Genomic DNA, 16,680 nt, shown 5'->3' on the forward strand with positions numbered 1-16,680 from the left:
GTCAGATTACATTCTCAGTCCTGAAGAATAAGCGCGAAGCCAAGGAGAGTGAGGCAAAGCAAAAGGAAGCTGATCATGCTGAATAAGCGTCTTGCTGCCGCCACTCTTTCCGCCACAGTTGCGTTGACCACATCATTAGTGATGCACTACGAAGGTGTGCGATATGAAGCCTATCTTGACCCTATCGGAATTCCGACTATTTGCTACGGCCATACCGCTGGCGTCGTCATGGGACAGGTTAAAACTGCAGCTGAATGCCTAGAACTACTGCGCTTGGATGTTACTGCTGCCATTAAATCCGTAGATGCCTTAGCAAAAGATGAGCTTCCGGTAGAAAGGCGCTCCGCATTGTCGTCATTTACTCTTAATGTCGGCGCATCGAAATTTGGTCGCTCGACACTACTTAAAGAGCTCAATAAGGGGGAAGTGGCAGCGTCGTGCGCATGGCTGGACGAATGGGTTAGAGCGGGCGGCAAAATATACCCTGGTTTAGTTATTCGCCGTGCAGAAGAGCGTGCGCTGTGCGAGGTGGGGCTATGACGAAGTACCTGCTGATCGCCCTGTTCGCAGTCGCGGCTCTTCTGGGCGGTCTTGTGCTCAAGAGTAATCGTGATGCGATGCTGAGTGAAATCGACGAAGCACATGACAAAGTGGCTCAGCTTGAGCACCAGGCGCGGCAGGCTAGTCAGGCACTCCAGGCTCGCGATGCCCTAGATAAACAACGTTTTCAGGAAATGAGTGATGCAAAAAACCAGATCGACAATCTTCGTGATCAGCTCGCTGCTGGCACTAAGCGCGTGCTCGTCCGTGCCACCTGTCCAGCAGTGCAACCCAGCACCGGCACCGCCGGCGTGGATGATGCAAGAGAGCCCGCGCTTACAGCCAATGCTGGACAGGATTATCTACGTCTCAGAGAGCAAATAGTTACGACTGAAGCTCAGATCGCGGGGCTCCAGGACTACATCCGTCAGGTTGTTCAGGGGGTGAAGTGATGGCTTCCTTGGCGAACAAGACGATCAAGCATCAGGTCGCAATGAGGGGGCAATTCACCCGGATCGCAAAGCAAGCTGCACTCCACCTGCAGGCGCTGAAGACTTCAGTGAAAGCTGAGCTCGACGAAGCGATGACAGCACGAAACTGGAATGCTGTAGCACGGCTACGCAAGACGTTCGTCACAATCGACAAGCTCATCACTGATGAGTACGAGCTCATGTCTGAGACGCTCAAGCGCGAGCTCGGCGACCTGTTTGTGTACGAGTCGGAATTCACCAGCAAGCTTTTGGGATTCGATTTCAGCAACAGCCTGGTCACAGAAAAGCTGGTCGAGAGCATCGTAAGCAGCGACCCGTTTGACGGCAAAATCTTGGGCGAATGGCTCGACGAGCAACGGCTTGCTACGCAGATCAAGGTGAAGCAGACCATCCGACTTGGGGTGCTGAATGGCCTGTCGACATCGAAGATAACTGGGGCCTTGTACGCTGATCCTGGTAACCCATTCCTCGGAGCGAAGCGCAACGCTGAGGTCATGGTTCGGACTGCATCGGCGCATGTGACGTCACAGGCGTCATTGAGGACGTTTGAGCGTGTTGGGTTCGGGTCGTATCAGCTGAGTGCCGTGCTCGACTCACGCACCACGCCTGTGTGCCGAGCGCTGGACGGGAAGATCTACAAGACGACGGACAAGGGCCGCAAGGTGCCTCCGTTTCATCCTGGTTGTCGCACGGTGATGATCGCAGTCAGTGATGATGAGCCCGCTTTCACGGACGGGTATGAAGACTGGCTGGGGAAGCAGACTGCAGGCGAGCAGGAAGCGATTCTTGGCCCAGCGAGATACAGGCTTTGGAAGTCCGGACAGCCCTTGGAAAGCTTCGTGGATCTCGATACACATCACGTGATTGCCCTTGATCAGCTGAGATCAAAAGAAGTTTTTCTGAATCAAGAATGACTCGTGTTTACTGCCCACGGGCACCCCATCTACTACCTCTTTATTTAAGAAAAAAAAGAAAGCGATAGGTAGTGGGGGTAGATCAAAACCCGCCGAAGGGCGAGGACAACCACCACTACTCTGGCTAAGAGAAACGCTTTTATGACTTACGCAAGCTATGAAGATTTTAGGAATGAATTCGGAGACGACGATCTGCCTGACGACGCCGAAACCAGGGTTGTCAGGGCCATCGACCGAGCATCGCGGCTCGCAGACACCTACATCCGTTCAAACGGCATTGCAGTGCCCTTGGTCGACCCAGTAGCTATCGCAGATGTCCGAGGCTCAGTGCTCGATATCGCCAGGTACAATGCATGGCCAGACACCGACAGCGAAAACCTGCGCAAGCGATATGAAGACGCCTTGGCGTTCCTTGAAGGTGTCGCAACAGGCAAGATCCACCTTGTGTCACAGGGCCAGACTACAACCGGATCGAAGCTCACCAACATCCGTCTTTTCCGGGCCTAGTCATGATCTCTGTCATCGCCAGAGCCCTCGCAGCGTCCTCATCAGGCGACAGGTCTGTAGAGCTCGTAGCGAACACGAAGCAGCTCCAGGCCCTTGCCGCGAAGGTCAAGAAGCTCGGCCCGAACACCCCGCACATCCGGGCAGGCCTGCAGGAAGTCGCGGCACTATGGGAAAACAGGATCAAATCCAATTTCCGAAAATCCGTGAACCCCTACGGTGAGAAATGGACTGACATCAAGCACCGCCAGGGCCAACCCCTGCTCGACACCGGGATGCTCCGCAACAGCATCAGTGGCGAGGTTCGCGGGCTGAGCATCGTCCTGGGATCACCCCTTGAGTACGCAGATACTCATCAAAACGGGATTAGAGTTAAACAGCGTATGTTCCTGCCAAGCAAAGAACGTGGGCTGCCGGACAAGTGGAAAAATGAATATGTTAAAATACTAATAAAGAACGTCGAAAAGGCGCTTGCATGAATATCTCCGATCACCTTGAACTAATTAAAACCCAGCTGGAAGCTTTGCCGTCAAAGCCAACAATTAGGTTCTTCTCCGGCGAACTCGAAGTAGATGACCTCAAGAATCTTAAACTTGATGGCAAACGCCCGTACATCCTCCTGTCGTGCGGCGGTGGTAACGTCCCGGACAGGAACTCCAGAGTGAAGCTAGAGTTGGATGCGATGTTTGGAGCCTGGGTGATCGGTAAGATAGATCCAACGACTCACGGAATGTCATCTATCGCTGCCGACACCGCTGTTGAAATCGCCAAGATGATTGAGAACTTCCGTGGCGACCCGAAAACAAACACTAAGATCCCTGTGTTACAATTAGTCAAAGAAGCATTTAACGGCGTCACTGACGGCAAGTCAGACTTTAGCGCCTGGTCAGTTATCTGGTCGCAGCGAATCGTGCTTGTTTGAGCTCAAAACAAACCCATAATAATAAGAATAGGTAAATTTATGTCTCACGGATTTAACTCTCCAGACAACACGATTGGCTGGATCGGAAACGGCGGCGCAATGTTTGAGTTGCTTGACTCTAACGACGAGCCAGTGGGCGGTGCTGTATTTGTCGGCCAAGCCTCCTCTGCATCAGTCGCTCTTAGCACCGATAAGGTTGAGATGATGGATATGACTTACGGCACGCTGGGTGTTGCGCAGTCCAAAGTCATCAAGAGCTCTGGTGATTTTTCCATGACGCTCAAATCGTACAATCCAGACATCTTAGCCATCCTGTTGTTCGGAGATCTTTATAAGGATGCCGCTGTGCCGGGAGCTACTGCATCTGTAAAGGCATTCAAGCAGTCCAACGCTATTGTGCCAGGTATTATTACCACGCTGACCAGCGCCACGATTCGAGGCGAAGCCGAGCCCCTGATTGAAGGCCAGGACTACGTAGTATCGGATGGCTCTCTGTATTTCCCGAAAACCTCTGCAATTCAAGATGGAGACGTTATCGATGTGGTTTACGAGAAAGCGGCTGTTCGCAGGATTGAAGGTTTCACAAACACTGGTAAGAACGTCCGCATTACCTTTGATGGTAGAAACATCGCTGCTGACGACGCCCCGGTAAAGGTGGTTTATCACAAGGTTTCGCTGTCTCCTGCGGCTCAGCGTCAGCTCCTGTCTTCTGACTACGCTGACCAGGAAATCAAGGGCACCTTGTTGGTATCCAAAGCAGTTACAGGTGCTGGACTCTCCAAGCTGTTCGTTGAAGAGCACGTAACTGCAGCCTGAGACACATTAAAATTAAGGGGCCAGCTGGCCCCTTAATTTATATCTTGTCCGTGACATTCAACATTAGTGTCTGTGAGGAATACGTATGAAACTCTGGAAGGGTGCTTACAATCTGTCCGTCATCGAATCTATGATGAGCGATTGAAGGGAAGAGTTCGCGGGGGACTGGATGCAGAGCATTGGGGTTGTGGTACATCGATACACCTTCCCCCCATGTTTCCTCGCACTGCTCATTCACTTCATAAGCGAACATTTTTGGAAGTGATGCGTTGGGATCATGATCATGGTGAGTTCCCATCCTATGCATAATGACAGAGGCGCTTCCAAAACCAGCCTGCTTACCCATTCGGTTAAACTTCGAGATAGTGCCTCCAGCGGTGTACAATATCGCACTAATATTCTCAGCGTTAGGTTGGAAGAAATACCCTGAAGGGATCACTTTGCTACCGACCTGATGAGTCTCAATTTTCAGCGGGGATATCACTAAGTTTCCCTCTTCGTCTTTTGAGAACTCGTGGCGAACACCATAAAGATAGTTTATTAGTGCCGTACCACTCCAAGTCATGGACTGATTGTCGTGAAAGTCTGCAATGGCAATGACAAGAGGGTTTCCGGCTACATGGTCTAGCTTCCAGTATTCTTTCTTCAACTTAGAGAACAAAGGACTACCAAATTTGATTGGCATTTCATCCATCGTTTTCTTTAGCAATTCTTCTGGAGGCATTGGCTCGATAGGTTGATTAATTGTCTCGTCTGTGACTGCTTCCTTTCTCCCAACGATGACAGCTTCAATGGCAACCGTTTTGCCGAATTTTTTTACAATGAAGTCAGGAGCATAGTGCTCACGATCAAAGAATAGCTCTTCTTCTACCAAGTAGGCATTTAAGTAGAGCTCCCACAGCCTCGCGTCGAAGCCCGTGGACTGAAACTGCTCAACGTAGTTACCATCAATATCTACAAAGTGAGGAGCCATCTCGGCGATAATCTCCTTCGCAGAGGAGAAGGACGGCTCGTCTCGAAGTCTCAAGAAAAATGGATGTAGCTTCTTATCTGCAACGATAGGGGTGAACAAGTCCATGACTTCGCCAGTGAAATCCCCTTGCTCAAATACTTTCTTGCCAGATGCGGTGTGATGTTCCATGCGCTTCGAAAGCCACTCTTGTGCTTTTCTCGGCGATTTGATACCGGTTTCCAAGTCGAATAAGCGGAATTTCCTTCCCTCATCTCTACCCAGCAATATAGAAACGAATTCACTATCTTCTATGTCTAAAAGTATGGTTCCAAGGATTGACTCGTCGGAGTTGCTAAACCATGCAAGCTCCTTGCTTATATATGCAGCACCTGGGGTTCTGGATGGCCCAACCAAGGCGGTGAAGCGCTTAACATCCATTGGCTTCATAGAGAACTTGCTCATTTCAATCCCTTATTTATCAATGGCTACAAAGTTCCAGGCGCGACCGTCGTACCTGAATTCAATACACTCGCAATTAGCAATTGTATTGCCAATATCAAATTTCCTGAAAGTTTTCATTGCTTCAGAATCAATCGTCTCTGGGCAGTGGGTAATCAGCCAGCGGACTGCCTGCATAAACTGGCCATGGCCAAAGATTACCACCGTGCCGGTCATACCGTTCAGTCGAATAAGGGTAGATCGAGCCCTCCTGATCAAGTGGCTAAACGACTCCGTACCTGGCCCGCCATCAAAGTCCGGATCAGCCGAGCCCCAATAAGCATCTACCAAAGGCTTCCGCTCAGCAGCCGTCGTGTTTGCACAACTACCTGGCGATAGGTATGTGAACTCCTCAATCGCCCAGGTCTCAACTGGCACACCTGGGAAACGCTCAACGGTCGGCCTAGCGGTATCAGCAGCTCGCTCAAACGGAGACGTCACGATCAAACTCGGGGCCTGGTAGAACGACCCCGCAACAGCCTGAGCCTGCGCCCAGCCTTTCTCAGTCAGCGGAATCAGCGCCGGGTCTGACGAAGCACTGCCAGCGTTCGCAGCGCTTTCCCCATGACGCACAAAGTGAACCGTCAGCATACGACCGGCTCCAGCTCGTCCTTGGCCGCAGCCTCTGCAATCTTGAATAACTGGTCAGTCAGTCGATGCACATGCTCAGCACCAACCTGCTGCAGCATATTTTCCATAGCTTCCTTCACTTCGGCATCATCACGCTTGTGCTCTAAGGAAAAGGAAATGCAGTTAAACACGCAGTCCAGTACATCAAACCGATAACCATCCTGCGATTCAGAATCCAACAAGTAATCCAGTGCAACATCAAGTGGCATGTCATACCCACTAACTTGCAGCACGGCAATGCTTTGACGGCAAACATAATCATCACGCTCAGCAAGCGTTAGTTCCGATATTTTTTGCATCATGGGCCTCGTGCCTTTGAGCTCAAACCATTTTTGACCAGTGGCCCACCTGTGTCAATCGAAATGATATGATGTGTATATAAGAATAATAATAAGAAAGGCCCATCCATGTCTCTGCTCGACCTTGTTGTTCCGTTTAAGAAAGTTGTCATTGCTCAGGCATCCGAAGATAAGCCTGAAGTTTCCTTCGATGTGTATGGATTGACCACTGAGGACTTTGTCCGCCTGGTTGATAGCCACGGCAAAATCCTGGGCGCTATCTTCTTGCAGAATGCCAAAGAAGACCTCAAGGATACCGACAACTCGAAGGGCATCATGCTTCAGTTTCCTGGCTTTGGTGCTGCGTGTATCGCACTTGGCTGCAAAGAACCTGATGCGGCTGCGCACGTACAAAACCTTCCCCTGATGACCCAGGTTGAACTGCTAGCTGCAGTTTTCTCGCTTACTTTCCCTGACGGTCTAAAAAAAAGCCTGATCAAGCTCGGGCCGACAATCGTACAGCTGCTGAAAAAGTAAAAGACTTCGAAGCAGAAAGGAAACGCAAAGACAGCGCTGAGGACGGTGGAGCGTTAGATAAATTTGTCGACGTTCTTGTCTCAAACTGTGAATTCTTAATATCAAGGGGACATAACACCCCACACCTAAACCCGTACAAATACTCCATCCGAAAGCTGTTCAGGATTGCTGTAGTTCAAAAAGAACTTAGCCGCGAGCAGCTATTTGGGGAGATGTATGGCAATCACTTGAGCCGAATATCTTGCGTTTCAGGGGATTCTAAACCGTTTAACGACCTGATGATGAAAATTGCCGGAGAGCAATAAGCATGGCTAGCAATGCAGTAATTAATTTAGTCCTTAAAGCCAAGGATGAAGCATCTAACATACTCACGAGTTCCTTCAGTAAAATTACTGCACTGGCTGCTAGCGTGGGTCTGGCATTCAAGTTTCATGATGCTATTGAGCAAATGACTGAGTTGGACTTTGCTGCGAAGCGCCTGGGCGTAACGATGCAAGATCTAACTGCTGCTCAGTACGCGGCATTTAACGGGGCAAACGTCAAGCCTGACCAGTTTCTGGATGCTTTGGACGAAGTCAGGATCAAGGTTGAGGAGTTCAGTTCTATTGGCTCTGGCGGCGCAGTCGACTTCTTTGAAGTCCTGAACATCTCTGCCGAGAAATTTAACAAGCTCAATCCCCTAGAGCAGCTAGATAAAATTTCAGAGACGATTAAAGGAATGTCTGATAACTCAGCGTTCACATTTCTTGATCAAATCGGGTCTGACTCCCTGCGGAACCTGCTTCCAGTTCTGCGCAACGGTGGAGCTGAGTTCAAAAGGCTTCGCGCCGAGGCTGAACGACTAAATCTTACCCTGTCGGATGTAGACACCCTGACTGTTTCACAACTGGGAAAATCATTCGCTCAGCTTGAAAAAGTTGGTAGCACTGCATTTAACAAAATAGTTGCCGACATCGCTCCTGAGTTGACCGCCCTGACAGAGATGGTGACTGAAGCCATAGTCGGAATCTCAAAAGATACCCAAACACCTGTCAAGGACATTGGGCAGACCTTCCTTGATGTATTTTCGGGCGTTGTAGCCAGCCTAAATTTTACCACCCAGGTGAAGAACGCGTTCGTGGTTGCCTACAGTGCAATGAAGGAAGTAGTTCTTTCCTTTGCCGAGTTTAACTTGAAGCAATTCCAGTTTCTCGACTCGATCTACACGAAAAGTGCCAACGGCCTCGTAAACATCTTCAGAGCGGCATTTGCAAAGAATCTGGAATTCCTGAACTCCACTTTCATCGAGCCGATGAAGCAGTTCGCCAATACATTCAACCTGGACGCTGCTGCCGGTCAAATATCTAAGTTCCAAGGTGTTCTGAGCGGACTTCAGGAATCGTCAAGCAAGCCCATTCAAGTGGCGACCGAAAACAAAAGCATTGGAGAGACGATCAAGCAACTCCAGGTACTGAAAGACGAGGCCCACAAGTCTGGCCTAGAAAACTTCAAGGTCTGGAATGACGGCGATTATCAGAAACAAACCGAAGAAACCATGGCAAAGATCAAGGCCAAGGTTCTTGAAAATGAAGACAAAACAAATGCTGAGTTAGCGAGACGAAAGGATAAGTCCGACCAAGACAAAATCGTAAAACTTCAGACCAAAAACGCAGCTGCCTCAGCCCAAATCGCAGCCACCCAAGCTCAGCTTCAGGCCGATCTCGCCAAAAAAGAGATCGACATCACCATCTCGAAGATCGACACGAAAAAACAGGTTGAACTGTCCGGCCTGCAGGAGCGAGCGCGTCTCGAAAACCTGTCGGCAGTCCAGATCGCTGATGAAAAATTCCGAATCGAGATAGAAGCCGCGAAGAAGCTAAGCGAGCAGAAAAAGCGCTCTCTGGAAGTCGACATTAAGGCCCTCCAGGGGAGCCTCTCCGGTCAGCAGAAGCTCCTTGCCGCAACCCAGAACCTCAATGACCGCCCAGGCATCCTGGCAACGATCAATCAACTCGAAGCTGATATCACCAGCAAGCGCGCTGATCAAGCAACAATCGGCGCTGAGCTCGTCAACCAGTCCGCATTGCTCAAGGCCGACAGGGCCGCAGAGATTGGTCAGATCAGGCAGCAACTGGCCCAGATCAAAGCTGATGCACAGATCGAGCTGCTTGCCATCGGCGGCGATCAGTTCTCAGCAGACATCAAGAAGATCGAGTCGGATTTCAAAGACACCATCAAAAATCTCGAGTCACTTGGCGAAGACTCGACAGCAATCCAGAAGCTCATCTCCGCCAAGAAAGCACAGGCTGAAATGCAGGAGATCGAGCGCCAGTTCGCGGCTTTGAAGTCAAAGCTTGAGAAGCATCAGATCTCGCCCTTGGACTACCTTGACCAAGCCAACAAGCTCGAAGAGCGTGGGACAAAGGCTGCAGAGGTCACTGGCAACCCGGCAGATCTCGACAAAGTGAAAAAATCGGCTCAGGACGCTCGGGCCGAAGTGTTCGACCTGCAAACCCTGACTGACAACGTGTCGAGCAGCCTGCAAGGTGGCCTGGAGGGGCTGTTTACTGACTTTATCTCCGGCACGAAATCAGCGAAAGAAGCGTTTTCTGACTTTGCCCAGGGCGTCCTGACTGAGGTATCGAAGATCATTGCGAAGCTGCTGATTCAGCTTGCGATCCAGTCGATGCTTTCGGCCTATACCGGTGGTGCCAGCGCGGGTGCAGGCACATTGATGGGAATGCTCGGAAATCTCGGCGGCTCTGGAGGCTCTGGTGGGCTACCAAAGTTCCATACTGGAGGCATTATCGGTCAAATGCCAAATCTAGGCTTGACCAAAGACGAAGCCCTGATTATCGGAAAGAAAGGTGAGGAAGTATTAACTGAGAACAGTCCGCGCCACAGGGATAATTATGACAAAGGTGGTAGAAATAGTGATGGCGGGCAGTCATATCAACAACCAAGGGTTACCATAAATAACATGATTGACGCCCCGTCTATTGCAAGTGCTCTTGAAGGCCCGGAAGGTGAGCGTGTGTTCATGAACTTCATGAGGGCTAACAGATCTGAGCTGAAAAACTTGTGATAATATATAGCTACTGACTAATAAGAATATAAACAATGACAGTAGCTATATCCAACTATGCCGGTGGTGCTGCCTGGCTCTCATCTTTATGTGCTGATATTTTGCCGTCAAACGGCTGGTCGGTAGTCCGTGACACCTCTTCTGAGAAAGTGTTCGGACTGCCAGGTAATCAGGGGTTTGTCGCGTTTGTGATCGGTGCTGGGATTGTCGAGGTTCAGGCATTCCCTGTTTTCGACCCTGGGCAACCTGTCGCTTCACAGGCTGGTGGGTTTAGCTATGCGTACTCGCCGTTTCTGCCGAGCTTTGTGCTGCCCGCTGGGCCGATGAAGGTGTGGACGTTGGTGAATTCGCGTCGGTTCTGCGGAGTCATCAAAGCTGGGTCGGCTTACTACTCGTTTTACGCGGGGCTGATCCTGCCGTTCGGTTCAAATCGCGTGTACCCGTTTCCCTGCTTCATTGGTGGCTCGGGCGAGCTCGGTGGGTCGAAAGAATCGGCGTACCCCTTTATGTCGGGTGGCAACCAATACTGCCCAAAGGTCTCTTTGCCTGATGGTGGCTGGCAGATCGTTGGGGGCAACTCTGGCGGATCTTCTTCATTTACTAACGAATTTCCATACTCATATTCGTACTCTTTCATTCATCCGTTTGATGGGAAATTCCACAGATTGAGGTCGAAAATCGACGGCGGCGCGGTGGTGTATCCAGCCTTGCTAGTGAGCTCTGGGCGGTCGTCTGATACAGATACCCTGAATGCGGATGATGGGGTGTGGCTGGGTTATCTAGATGGCGTCGTTGCGATCCCACAGGGGCGTGCTGCTGAGTCGGTCATCAAGGTCGATGGGGCCGACTACCTTGTCGTGCCGAACGTGTCGAAAGGGTCTGAGACATACGGGCTGAGGTTGTCGTGAAGCATTACTCGTCGAGGTATACGTCTGCTGATGACCTGGTTGCAGTGATCAAGCAGCGGCTTGAAATTGAAGGTTGGACTGTGAATCGTTATGGCGGCTTTAGTGATCCGCGTATCGGCATCCAGTTGATGATCTCGAAAGGCGGGGCTTTCTTCTGCTTGCGCAGCTTCGGAGAGTCGAGCCCCTACGTCGATTACTACGCTGCCAGCTCAATTGGTCAACACGGAGTGATCGTCTCGGCAGCTAGTGGATACAGCGACAGCGCGGGCTTCGTGAATCAAGTTGGCTTTCAGTCGTCACCTAAGTGCTATGTCGAGTCAGGGGAAGGCGCTGGGGTGTGCCACTTCTTTATCTCGGGTGACCTGGTGATGTTCGTCACTGAGCGTGCTGGTGGCCTGTATTCGTGTCTGTCGTTCGGTGTGCTGCCTGTGCTTTCGGTTGGTAGCGGCGGCCAGTTCGTGACGTCCACTGAGAGTTATCTGAGTAAGCAAAAGCAGCCGCTGTTTGCGAACGCATACGCAACGTTTGGTGTTCGTCTGGCTCACTCAGAATGGACGGGTTGGGATGTTGGTGGCAGGACGTGGGGGCCTCTTCGACCAATCAGCCAGGGTACGCTGATTGGTGTTCCGCACTTCCATCAAAATGGGACTGAGTACGGAAATGTCGGGACTGTCTCACGAGCAAAAGAGTTGGTCGGTGGGCTGGATGGACTGGTTCCGATCACTCTCTTTACTGAGTTCTCTGGTGGGTTTGCTCCATTTGCCGAGCTGCCGGAAATTTTCCTGGTGCCGATGGATGCCTTCGAGCCGGGTGCCGTGTACGAGCTCGGGGCTCATCGGTTCCTGGTGTTTCCGCAGTACACCAAGGCCTTCCCGGCTGATCGGGGCTACCCACACTTCAACCTCGGCATTGCCGTATTGATGGACGCTAAGCCATGAATCAAATTGCCCGCAGTTTCGGCACTTATTTCTTCGACAATGTATTCCTAACCCCAGCGGAGATTGACGCCGGGGTCGTTGTGCCAGGTGCAGAATTTTCGTTCGAGCTCTGGCACTCATTCATATCACCAAAGCAGCTGACCGGACTAACGCAGACAGGCGCGTTTGGCATCGAGCTCCACGGTGTCACCTCGGGTTCGCTAGCATCATTCGAGTCGTTTGATTACAAGGTTTCCCTGAGCCAAGCGGGGGGTGAGGTCGACTACACAGCTAGTTTCGACTTTGGCACTGGGTCTGCGTACCGCTTCAATCTGACAGCTTCGATGGCCTTGGTAATGCCGGAACGGATTGACTGGTCGACGCAGCCGGAAATGAGCATTCAGTACCTTACTGAGGTGATCGAAGCATTCGACGGCACCGAGCAACGCATCGCTCTTCGAGACATACCACGCTACTCGCTGAGCTACATGTACAGCATGACCGACGAACAGCAGTATCGGTTTGATAACAAGTTATCCACGTCGACCGGCAGCATGATTGTCCCGCTGTGGCCGCTGCAATGTCAGCTGTCACGCGCAGTGCAGCCTGGGGACACATCCGTTATTTTGGAGGCGATCAACGCGCACGTGAGAACTTCCGACACGCTCCTGATTTCCGAGGGTGATGAGTGTGAGGTGGTAAGCATAGAGTCCGTGGCCGGGACAGTGGTGACCTTAAAACACTTGGCTAAGAAAACCTTTTCCACCAACGCGGTAGTTCTCCCAGCCCGAATCGCGTACCCAGCCGATGAGTCGAATTCCACCTCTATCCTGCGCGGCTTCGACCAGCACTCGATCACGTACGACCTTGACGAAACGCAGATCCGCAAACCAGTCCCGGTCGATGACTTCGAGCGCCTGAATTCCCGGCCAGTATTTCCGTTCCGCCCAGACCGTTCTAAAGACGTCACAACTCAGTACAACCGACGCCGCGAGATCCTCGATCCTCTTATCGGAGCACGCAGCATCTACGACCGCGCCAGGGGCACTGTGAAGATCCTTGGACAAACCTTCATCTTTTTCTCCGAGCAGGAGCGTCAGCGATTCGAGGACTTCGCAGAACTCATGACCGGCGCGCAGGGTGAGTTTTACATTGAGGGCCCAGGCCAAGCTTTCGAGCTCAGCGAAGACCTTTATGGCCCAACTTACAAAGTTAAGATTAAAAGCAGTGGATACAGTAACTTCACCAATAGCAGGTCGCTCGCCCCAATAGTCGCAATTAAGCTGTACAATGGAACTACTATTTACAGAACAATCCTGAATGCCACTGGCAACCCTGACGGCACAGAAACAATCACAGTAAAAGAAACCACTGCCGCCCTGAAGCAAACCGACATCGAAACAATCGTACCGCTGTATCTTGCAAGATTTGACTCTGACGAGTTTCGCTACATCTTCGACACCAGCGAAGTGTCGACTATAACTAAAAACATAAGACAACTACTCTATGCTGACGCTGCAATCGATACATAAAGCGCTCTCACTATCTAGACCTATCGAACTCTTCCTCTTTGAGCATGGGACGGAGAAGTACGCTTACACCTCCGGCAGCAGGCAGCATCTGCACACAGACGGCCTGGTCTACAAGCCTCTGAGCCTGAAGCGTGGCAAAGTCCAGCGCACAGCTGAGGACTACAAAAACCAGCTCACTCTCGACATGCCGGGCGACTCCCCAGTCCCTCTGCTTTTCCGCAATCACCTACCTTCCAACCACGTCACGCTCAAGGTCTTCCAAACCCAACGCGACCTCCCAGGCGAGTCGATCAACATCTTCGCCGGGGAAGTCACCAGCGTCACCTGGAACAACAGCATCGCCAGCCTCGCATGCAACCCTGTCTCCAGATCTCTGACCCGCCAAGTGCTTCGCTGCGGCTACCAAAGCCAGTGCAACCATCACCTCTACGACACCAGGTGCGGCCTGCAGATTCAGGATTGGCAAGAAGACACCAGGGTAACGGCGATCAAAGACAACGGCTTCACCGTCGAGGTTGCCAGCAAGAAGAATCCGGACGATTACTACCTCACAGGTTTGTTATCAAAAAACGGAAGTGACTTCCGCATGATTACATCCTGTTCTGGTGATGCATTTAAGCTGATGTCTCCGATTGATGGGCTCAAGGTTGGTGATGCTATTCAAGTGGCAAAGGGGTGCGATCACTCTGCGGCTTCGTGTCATTCGTTTGGTAACTTCGATAACTTCCTAGGTTTTTTGACGATCCCGACTGATAACCCGTTTCAAGTTTACTAATAAATTACCCATAAGAATAATAAGAAGGTAAGCATGGTTTATTTCATGATGGCGATGTTCGTCTTATCGATGATCATGGTCGCAAGGATGCAGCCTAAAACCGAAAAGCCGACAGCAGCAGGTCTTGAGGACTTCAGTTTCCCGTCTGCCGCAGAGCGTCCAATTCAGGTTCTGGCGGGTACTCGAAGGATCTCAGGGCCGAACGTATTGTGGTATGGCGACTTACGCAATGCAGCCATCAAAACCGTGACAAAGGGGATGTTCAGCTCCAAGAAAGTCGTAACTGGTTATAAATACTTTATGGGAGTGCAGCTAGGCGTATGCCACGGCCCAGACGTCCTCCTGCGCGAGATCAAATTTGGTGACGACATCGCGTGGTCAGGGTTGAGCACGGGTGGCCCAATCCAGATCGACAAACCTGCTTTGTTCGGGGGCGACACAAACGGCTCAGGTGGCGTGTCCGGCACCCTGCGATTTTACCCAGGCGCTTTGACGCAGACGGCGAATGAATACCTGGTCGGTAAGGTTGGGAGCGACCTCGTGTCTGCGATCCGTGGCGTTTCTTATTGCGTCCTCGAAGGCATGTACATCGGGAATTCATCGAGCCCACAAGCCACGAGCTTTGTTGTTTCTCGATTCCCAAAATCTCCGGACGAAAGATTCAAGGATTACGAGCAAATCGGACTCGACGCAAACCCAGCATTCTTCATGTACGAGATGATCACGCACGGACTCTACGGCGCTGACCTCGGCCATTCGTCAATCGATCTGGACTCGTTCACGTCAGCCGCTAAAACTCTGTTTGACGAGGGCCTGGGCATCTCAGCAGTCATTGACTCATCGACTACTGCAGGTGACGTGATCAATGACGTCAAACGTGTGATCCAGGGTTCATTGCAGACAGATCCAGCGACAGGAGCTCTGAAGCTCAGGTTGATCAGGAACGACTACATCGTCGACGAGCTGCCACTGCTCGATCAGTCGAACATCAAGAATCTCTCCGGGTTCACACGCGGCTCTCTAGACACCGCGATCACCGAGGTAAAACTCAAGTACACAAGCATCGAGGACGACTTCACTGAGCGTACAGTGATCGCTCAGAATAATGCCGTGCGCATCCATAAGGGCGACTCCGATGGACAGGTTGTCCAGATGCCAATGGTGAGCACGCGAGAGACCGCAGCGAAGATCGTGATGCGAGAGATGGCCAGCGCATCGGTTCCCCTGGCTACTTGCACCGCTGAGTGCAACCGTGGCCCAGCGCACACCGAGGTCGGTGATGTAGTGCGGCTGTCTTGGCCCGCTGAAGGCGTCGACAACCTCGTGATGCGCGTGACAGGCGTCGACCTTGGTGCTCCTCAAGATGGCTCCGTGCGGCTGACACTGGTACAGGACGTGTTTGGCGTGTTTATGAGCCTGTACGCAGACGGCTCCGAACGTACCTGGAGCAAACCCACATTCGACGCAACAGACATCACGCGCTACGACATCATTGATGCTCCGACCGTTTTGACGACAAACCAAACCACCGCAAGCGTGCTTGTTGTTGCAGAGAATCCTGGCGTTGCGCTGGACTACCAGCTTCAAGTAAAGGGCCGTGTTGACAGTGGCTACGTTGATGCCGGGGCGATGCCGTTTACGCCGCTGTTCTCGACTATGAAGGCCATGGGGACTGGGTGGACTGATGTGAATCTGGTGCTTTCTGGGCCATCTGCTGAGCTTTCGTCGATCACCGCTGACGAGGTTCGTCAGGGGCTTGGCTTGATGCTGATCGTCAGTGCCCTGGGAAAAGAGTGGATCTCGTATCAGACCGCTGTGCCGAGTAACTCTACTACTGTGACACTTGGCCTGGTTAACCGTGGGCTGTTTAATACAAAGCCTCTGGCGCACCCTGCGGGGGCTCGTGTTTGGGCTGTTTCCGAGGGTTTCGGGGTTACCGATTGGCAGTATGCGAAGAGTGAGTCGGTGTCTCTCAGAATGCTGCCACGGACGCAGACTGGAGTGCTCGATGTCGATGATGCTGTCGTGCATTCGTACAGCGTTGCCGGAGCGAACGTAGCTCCGTGGACGCCTGGTCGAGTTAGGGTCAATGGTGTCGAGGGTGGGCAGATTTCCGGTGTTGCTACTTTGACTTGGCGGAAGCGTGATGGAGCCGTGCCAACTGTTGTCTTCAACGGAGATGACGAAAGCGAGTTGAGCGAATCTAGCTATCAGGTGGTTGTGAAGTCTGGAAGTACGGTCGTCAAAACTGTCAGCGGGATCACTGGGGAGTCATGGGCGTTTGCTGATGAAGCTGTGCTTAATGGTGGGGCTTACTACAGCAGCCTGACTTTCGAGATCAGTGCTCAAAAGCCAGGGTTTGCAGATTCAGTGGTCACCAGGGTAAGCGTGACCAGGTAAAG

17 protein-coding genes are annotated in these 16,680 nt (G+C 51.8%); 14 read left to right on the plus strand and 3 right to left on the minus strand.

The genetic code is table 11. The features are described 5' to 3' along the window. Window positions 1-75 precede the first annotated feature (75 nt). The 7 genes from ACO6VD_RS02420 to ACO6VD_RS02450 all read left to right on the plus strand — a co-directional run bounded on the left by ACO6VD_RS02420 (window position 76) and on the right by ACO6VD_RS02450 (window position 4,187). Window positions 76-540: a lysozyme gene (locus tag ACO6VD_RS02420; protein WP_422416773.1), complete on the plus strand. Its 465-nt coding sequence runs from the start codon at window positions 76-78 to the stop codon at window positions 538-540. Beyond that, window positions 537-992 carry a lysis protein gene (locus tag ACO6VD_RS02425; RefSeq protein WP_422416774.1) on the plus strand — a complete coding sequence of 152 codons (456 nt, stop codon included), beginning with the start codon at window positions 537-539 and terminating at the stop codon, window positions 990-992. The genes ACO6VD_RS02420 and ACO6VD_RS02425 overlap by 4 nt, the downstream gene beginning before the upstream one ends. Next, entirely contained in the window at window positions 992-1,945 is a 954-nt protein-coding gene (locus ACO6VD_RS02430) for a minor capsid protein (protein WP_422416775.1), read from the plus strand. Before ACO6VD_RS02425 ends, ACO6VD_RS02430 begins: the two co-directional genes overlap by 1 nt. 141 nt (window positions 1,946-2,086) lie before the next feature. Further along, window positions 2,087-2,452, plus strand: coding sequence for a phage protein Gp36 family protein (locus ACO6VD_RS02435; protein ID WP_422416776.1), 366 nt, complete (start codon window positions 2,087-2,089; stop codon window positions 2,450-2,452). Between the two features lie 2 nt (window positions 2,453-2,454). Beyond that, window positions 2,455-2,928, plus strand: a complete 474-nt coding sequence (locus ACO6VD_RS02440) for a phage virion morphogenesis protein (protein WP_422416778.1) — start codon at window positions 2,455-2,457, stop codon at window positions 2,926-2,928. Beyond that, window positions 2,925-3,371 carry a hypothetical protein gene (locus ACO6VD_RS02445; protein WP_422416780.1) on the plus strand — a complete coding sequence of 149 codons (447 nt, stop codon included), beginning with the start codon at window positions 2,925-2,927 and terminating at the stop codon, window positions 3,369-3,371. Before ACO6VD_RS02440 ends, ACO6VD_RS02445 begins: the two co-directional genes overlap by 4 nt. 39 nt (window positions 3,372-3,410) lie before the next feature. Further along, a complete protein-coding gene (locus ACO6VD_RS02450; protein ID WP_422416782.1) occupies window positions 3,411-4,187 on the plus strand; it encodes a hypothetical protein in 777 nt (258 codons plus the stop codon). A 37-nt stretch (window positions 4,188-4,224) separates the two neighbouring features. Here the strand turns inward: ACO6VD_RS02450 and ACO6VD_RS02455 are convergent, their stop codons facing one another. The 3 genes from ACO6VD_RS02455 to ACO6VD_RS02465 are packed head-to-tail and all read right to left on the minus strand — an operon-like array spanning window position 4,225 to window position 6,566. Beyond that, the gene (locus tag ACO6VD_RS02455) at window positions 4,225-5,601 is read right to left on the minus strand and encodes a hypothetical protein (protein WP_422416784.1); all 1,377 of its coding nucleotides are present in this window, start codon (window positions 5,599-5,601) and stop codon (window positions 4,225-4,227) included. Between the two features lie 9 nt (window positions 5,602-5,610). After that, window positions 5,611-6,228: a histidine phosphatase family protein gene (locus ACO6VD_RS02460; protein WP_422416786.1), complete on the minus strand. Its 618-nt coding sequence runs from the start codon at window positions 6,226-6,228 to the stop codon at window positions 5,611-5,613. Then, window positions 6,222-6,566 carry a hypothetical protein gene (locus tag ACO6VD_RS02465; RefSeq protein ID WP_422416788.1) on the minus strand — a complete coding sequence of 115 codons (345 nt, stop codon included), beginning with the start codon at window positions 6,564-6,566 and terminating at the stop codon, window positions 6,222-6,224. The genes ACO6VD_RS02460 and ACO6VD_RS02465 overlap by 7 nt, the downstream gene beginning before the upstream one ends. A 108-nt stretch (window positions 6,567-6,674) precedes the next feature. Here ACO6VD_RS02465 and ACO6VD_RS02470 point away from each other — a divergent pair, with 108 nt between their 5' ends. From ACO6VD_RS02470 to ACO6VD_RS02500, 7 genes are all read left to right on the plus strand, one after another. After that, on the plus strand, window positions 6,675-7,082 hold the full coding sequence (locus ACO6VD_RS02470; protein ID WP_422416790.1) for a phage pre-tape measure protein: 408 nt from the start codon (window positions 6,675-6,677) through the stop codon (window positions 7,080-7,082). A 307-nt stretch (window positions 7,083-7,389) separates the two neighbouring features. Then, window positions 7,390-10,146 (plus strand): phage tail tape measure protein, encoded by a 2,757-nt coding sequence (locus tag ACO6VD_RS02475; protein ID WP_422416792.1) that lies wholly within the window; start codon window positions 7,390-7,392, stop codon window positions 10,144-10,146. A 35-nt stretch (window positions 10,147-10,181) separates the two neighbouring features. Then, the gene (locus tag ACO6VD_RS02480) at window positions 10,182-11,054 is read left to right on the plus strand and encodes a hypothetical protein (RefSeq protein WP_422416794.1); all 873 of its coding nucleotides are present in this window, start codon (window positions 10,182-10,184) and stop codon (window positions 11,052-11,054) included. Beyond that, window positions 11,051-11,992 (plus strand): hypothetical protein, encoded by a 942-nt coding sequence (locus ACO6VD_RS02485; protein WP_422416796.1) that lies wholly within the window; start codon window positions 11,051-11,053, stop codon window positions 11,990-11,992. The genes ACO6VD_RS02480 and ACO6VD_RS02485 overlap by 4 nt, the downstream gene beginning before the upstream one ends. Beyond that, window positions 11,989-13,503: a hypothetical protein gene (locus ACO6VD_RS02490; protein WP_422416798.1), complete on the plus strand. Its 1,515-nt coding sequence runs from the start codon at window positions 11,989-11,991 to the stop codon at window positions 13,501-13,503. Before ACO6VD_RS02485 ends, ACO6VD_RS02490 begins: the two co-directional genes overlap by 4 nt. Beyond that, window positions 13,478-14,278: a phage BR0599 family protein gene (locus ACO6VD_RS02495; RefSeq protein ID WP_422416800.1), complete on the plus strand. Its 801-nt coding sequence runs from the start codon at window positions 13,478-13,480 to the stop codon at window positions 14,276-14,278. Before ACO6VD_RS02490 ends, ACO6VD_RS02495 begins: the two co-directional genes overlap by 26 nt. A gap of 33 nt (window positions 14,279-14,311) precedes the next feature. Next, window positions 14,312-16,678: a phage tail protein gene (locus ACO6VD_RS02500; RefSeq protein WP_422416802.1), complete on the plus strand. Its 2,367-nt coding sequence runs from the start codon at window positions 14,312-14,314 to the stop codon at window positions 16,676-16,678. Window positions 16,679-16,680 lie beyond the last annotated feature (2 nt).

Source organism: Pseudomonas sp. GZD-222 (assembly GCF_049310525.1).
Classification (GTDB): Bacteria; Pseudomonadota; Gammaproteobacteria; order Pseudomonadales; family Pseudomonadaceae; genus Aquipseudomonas.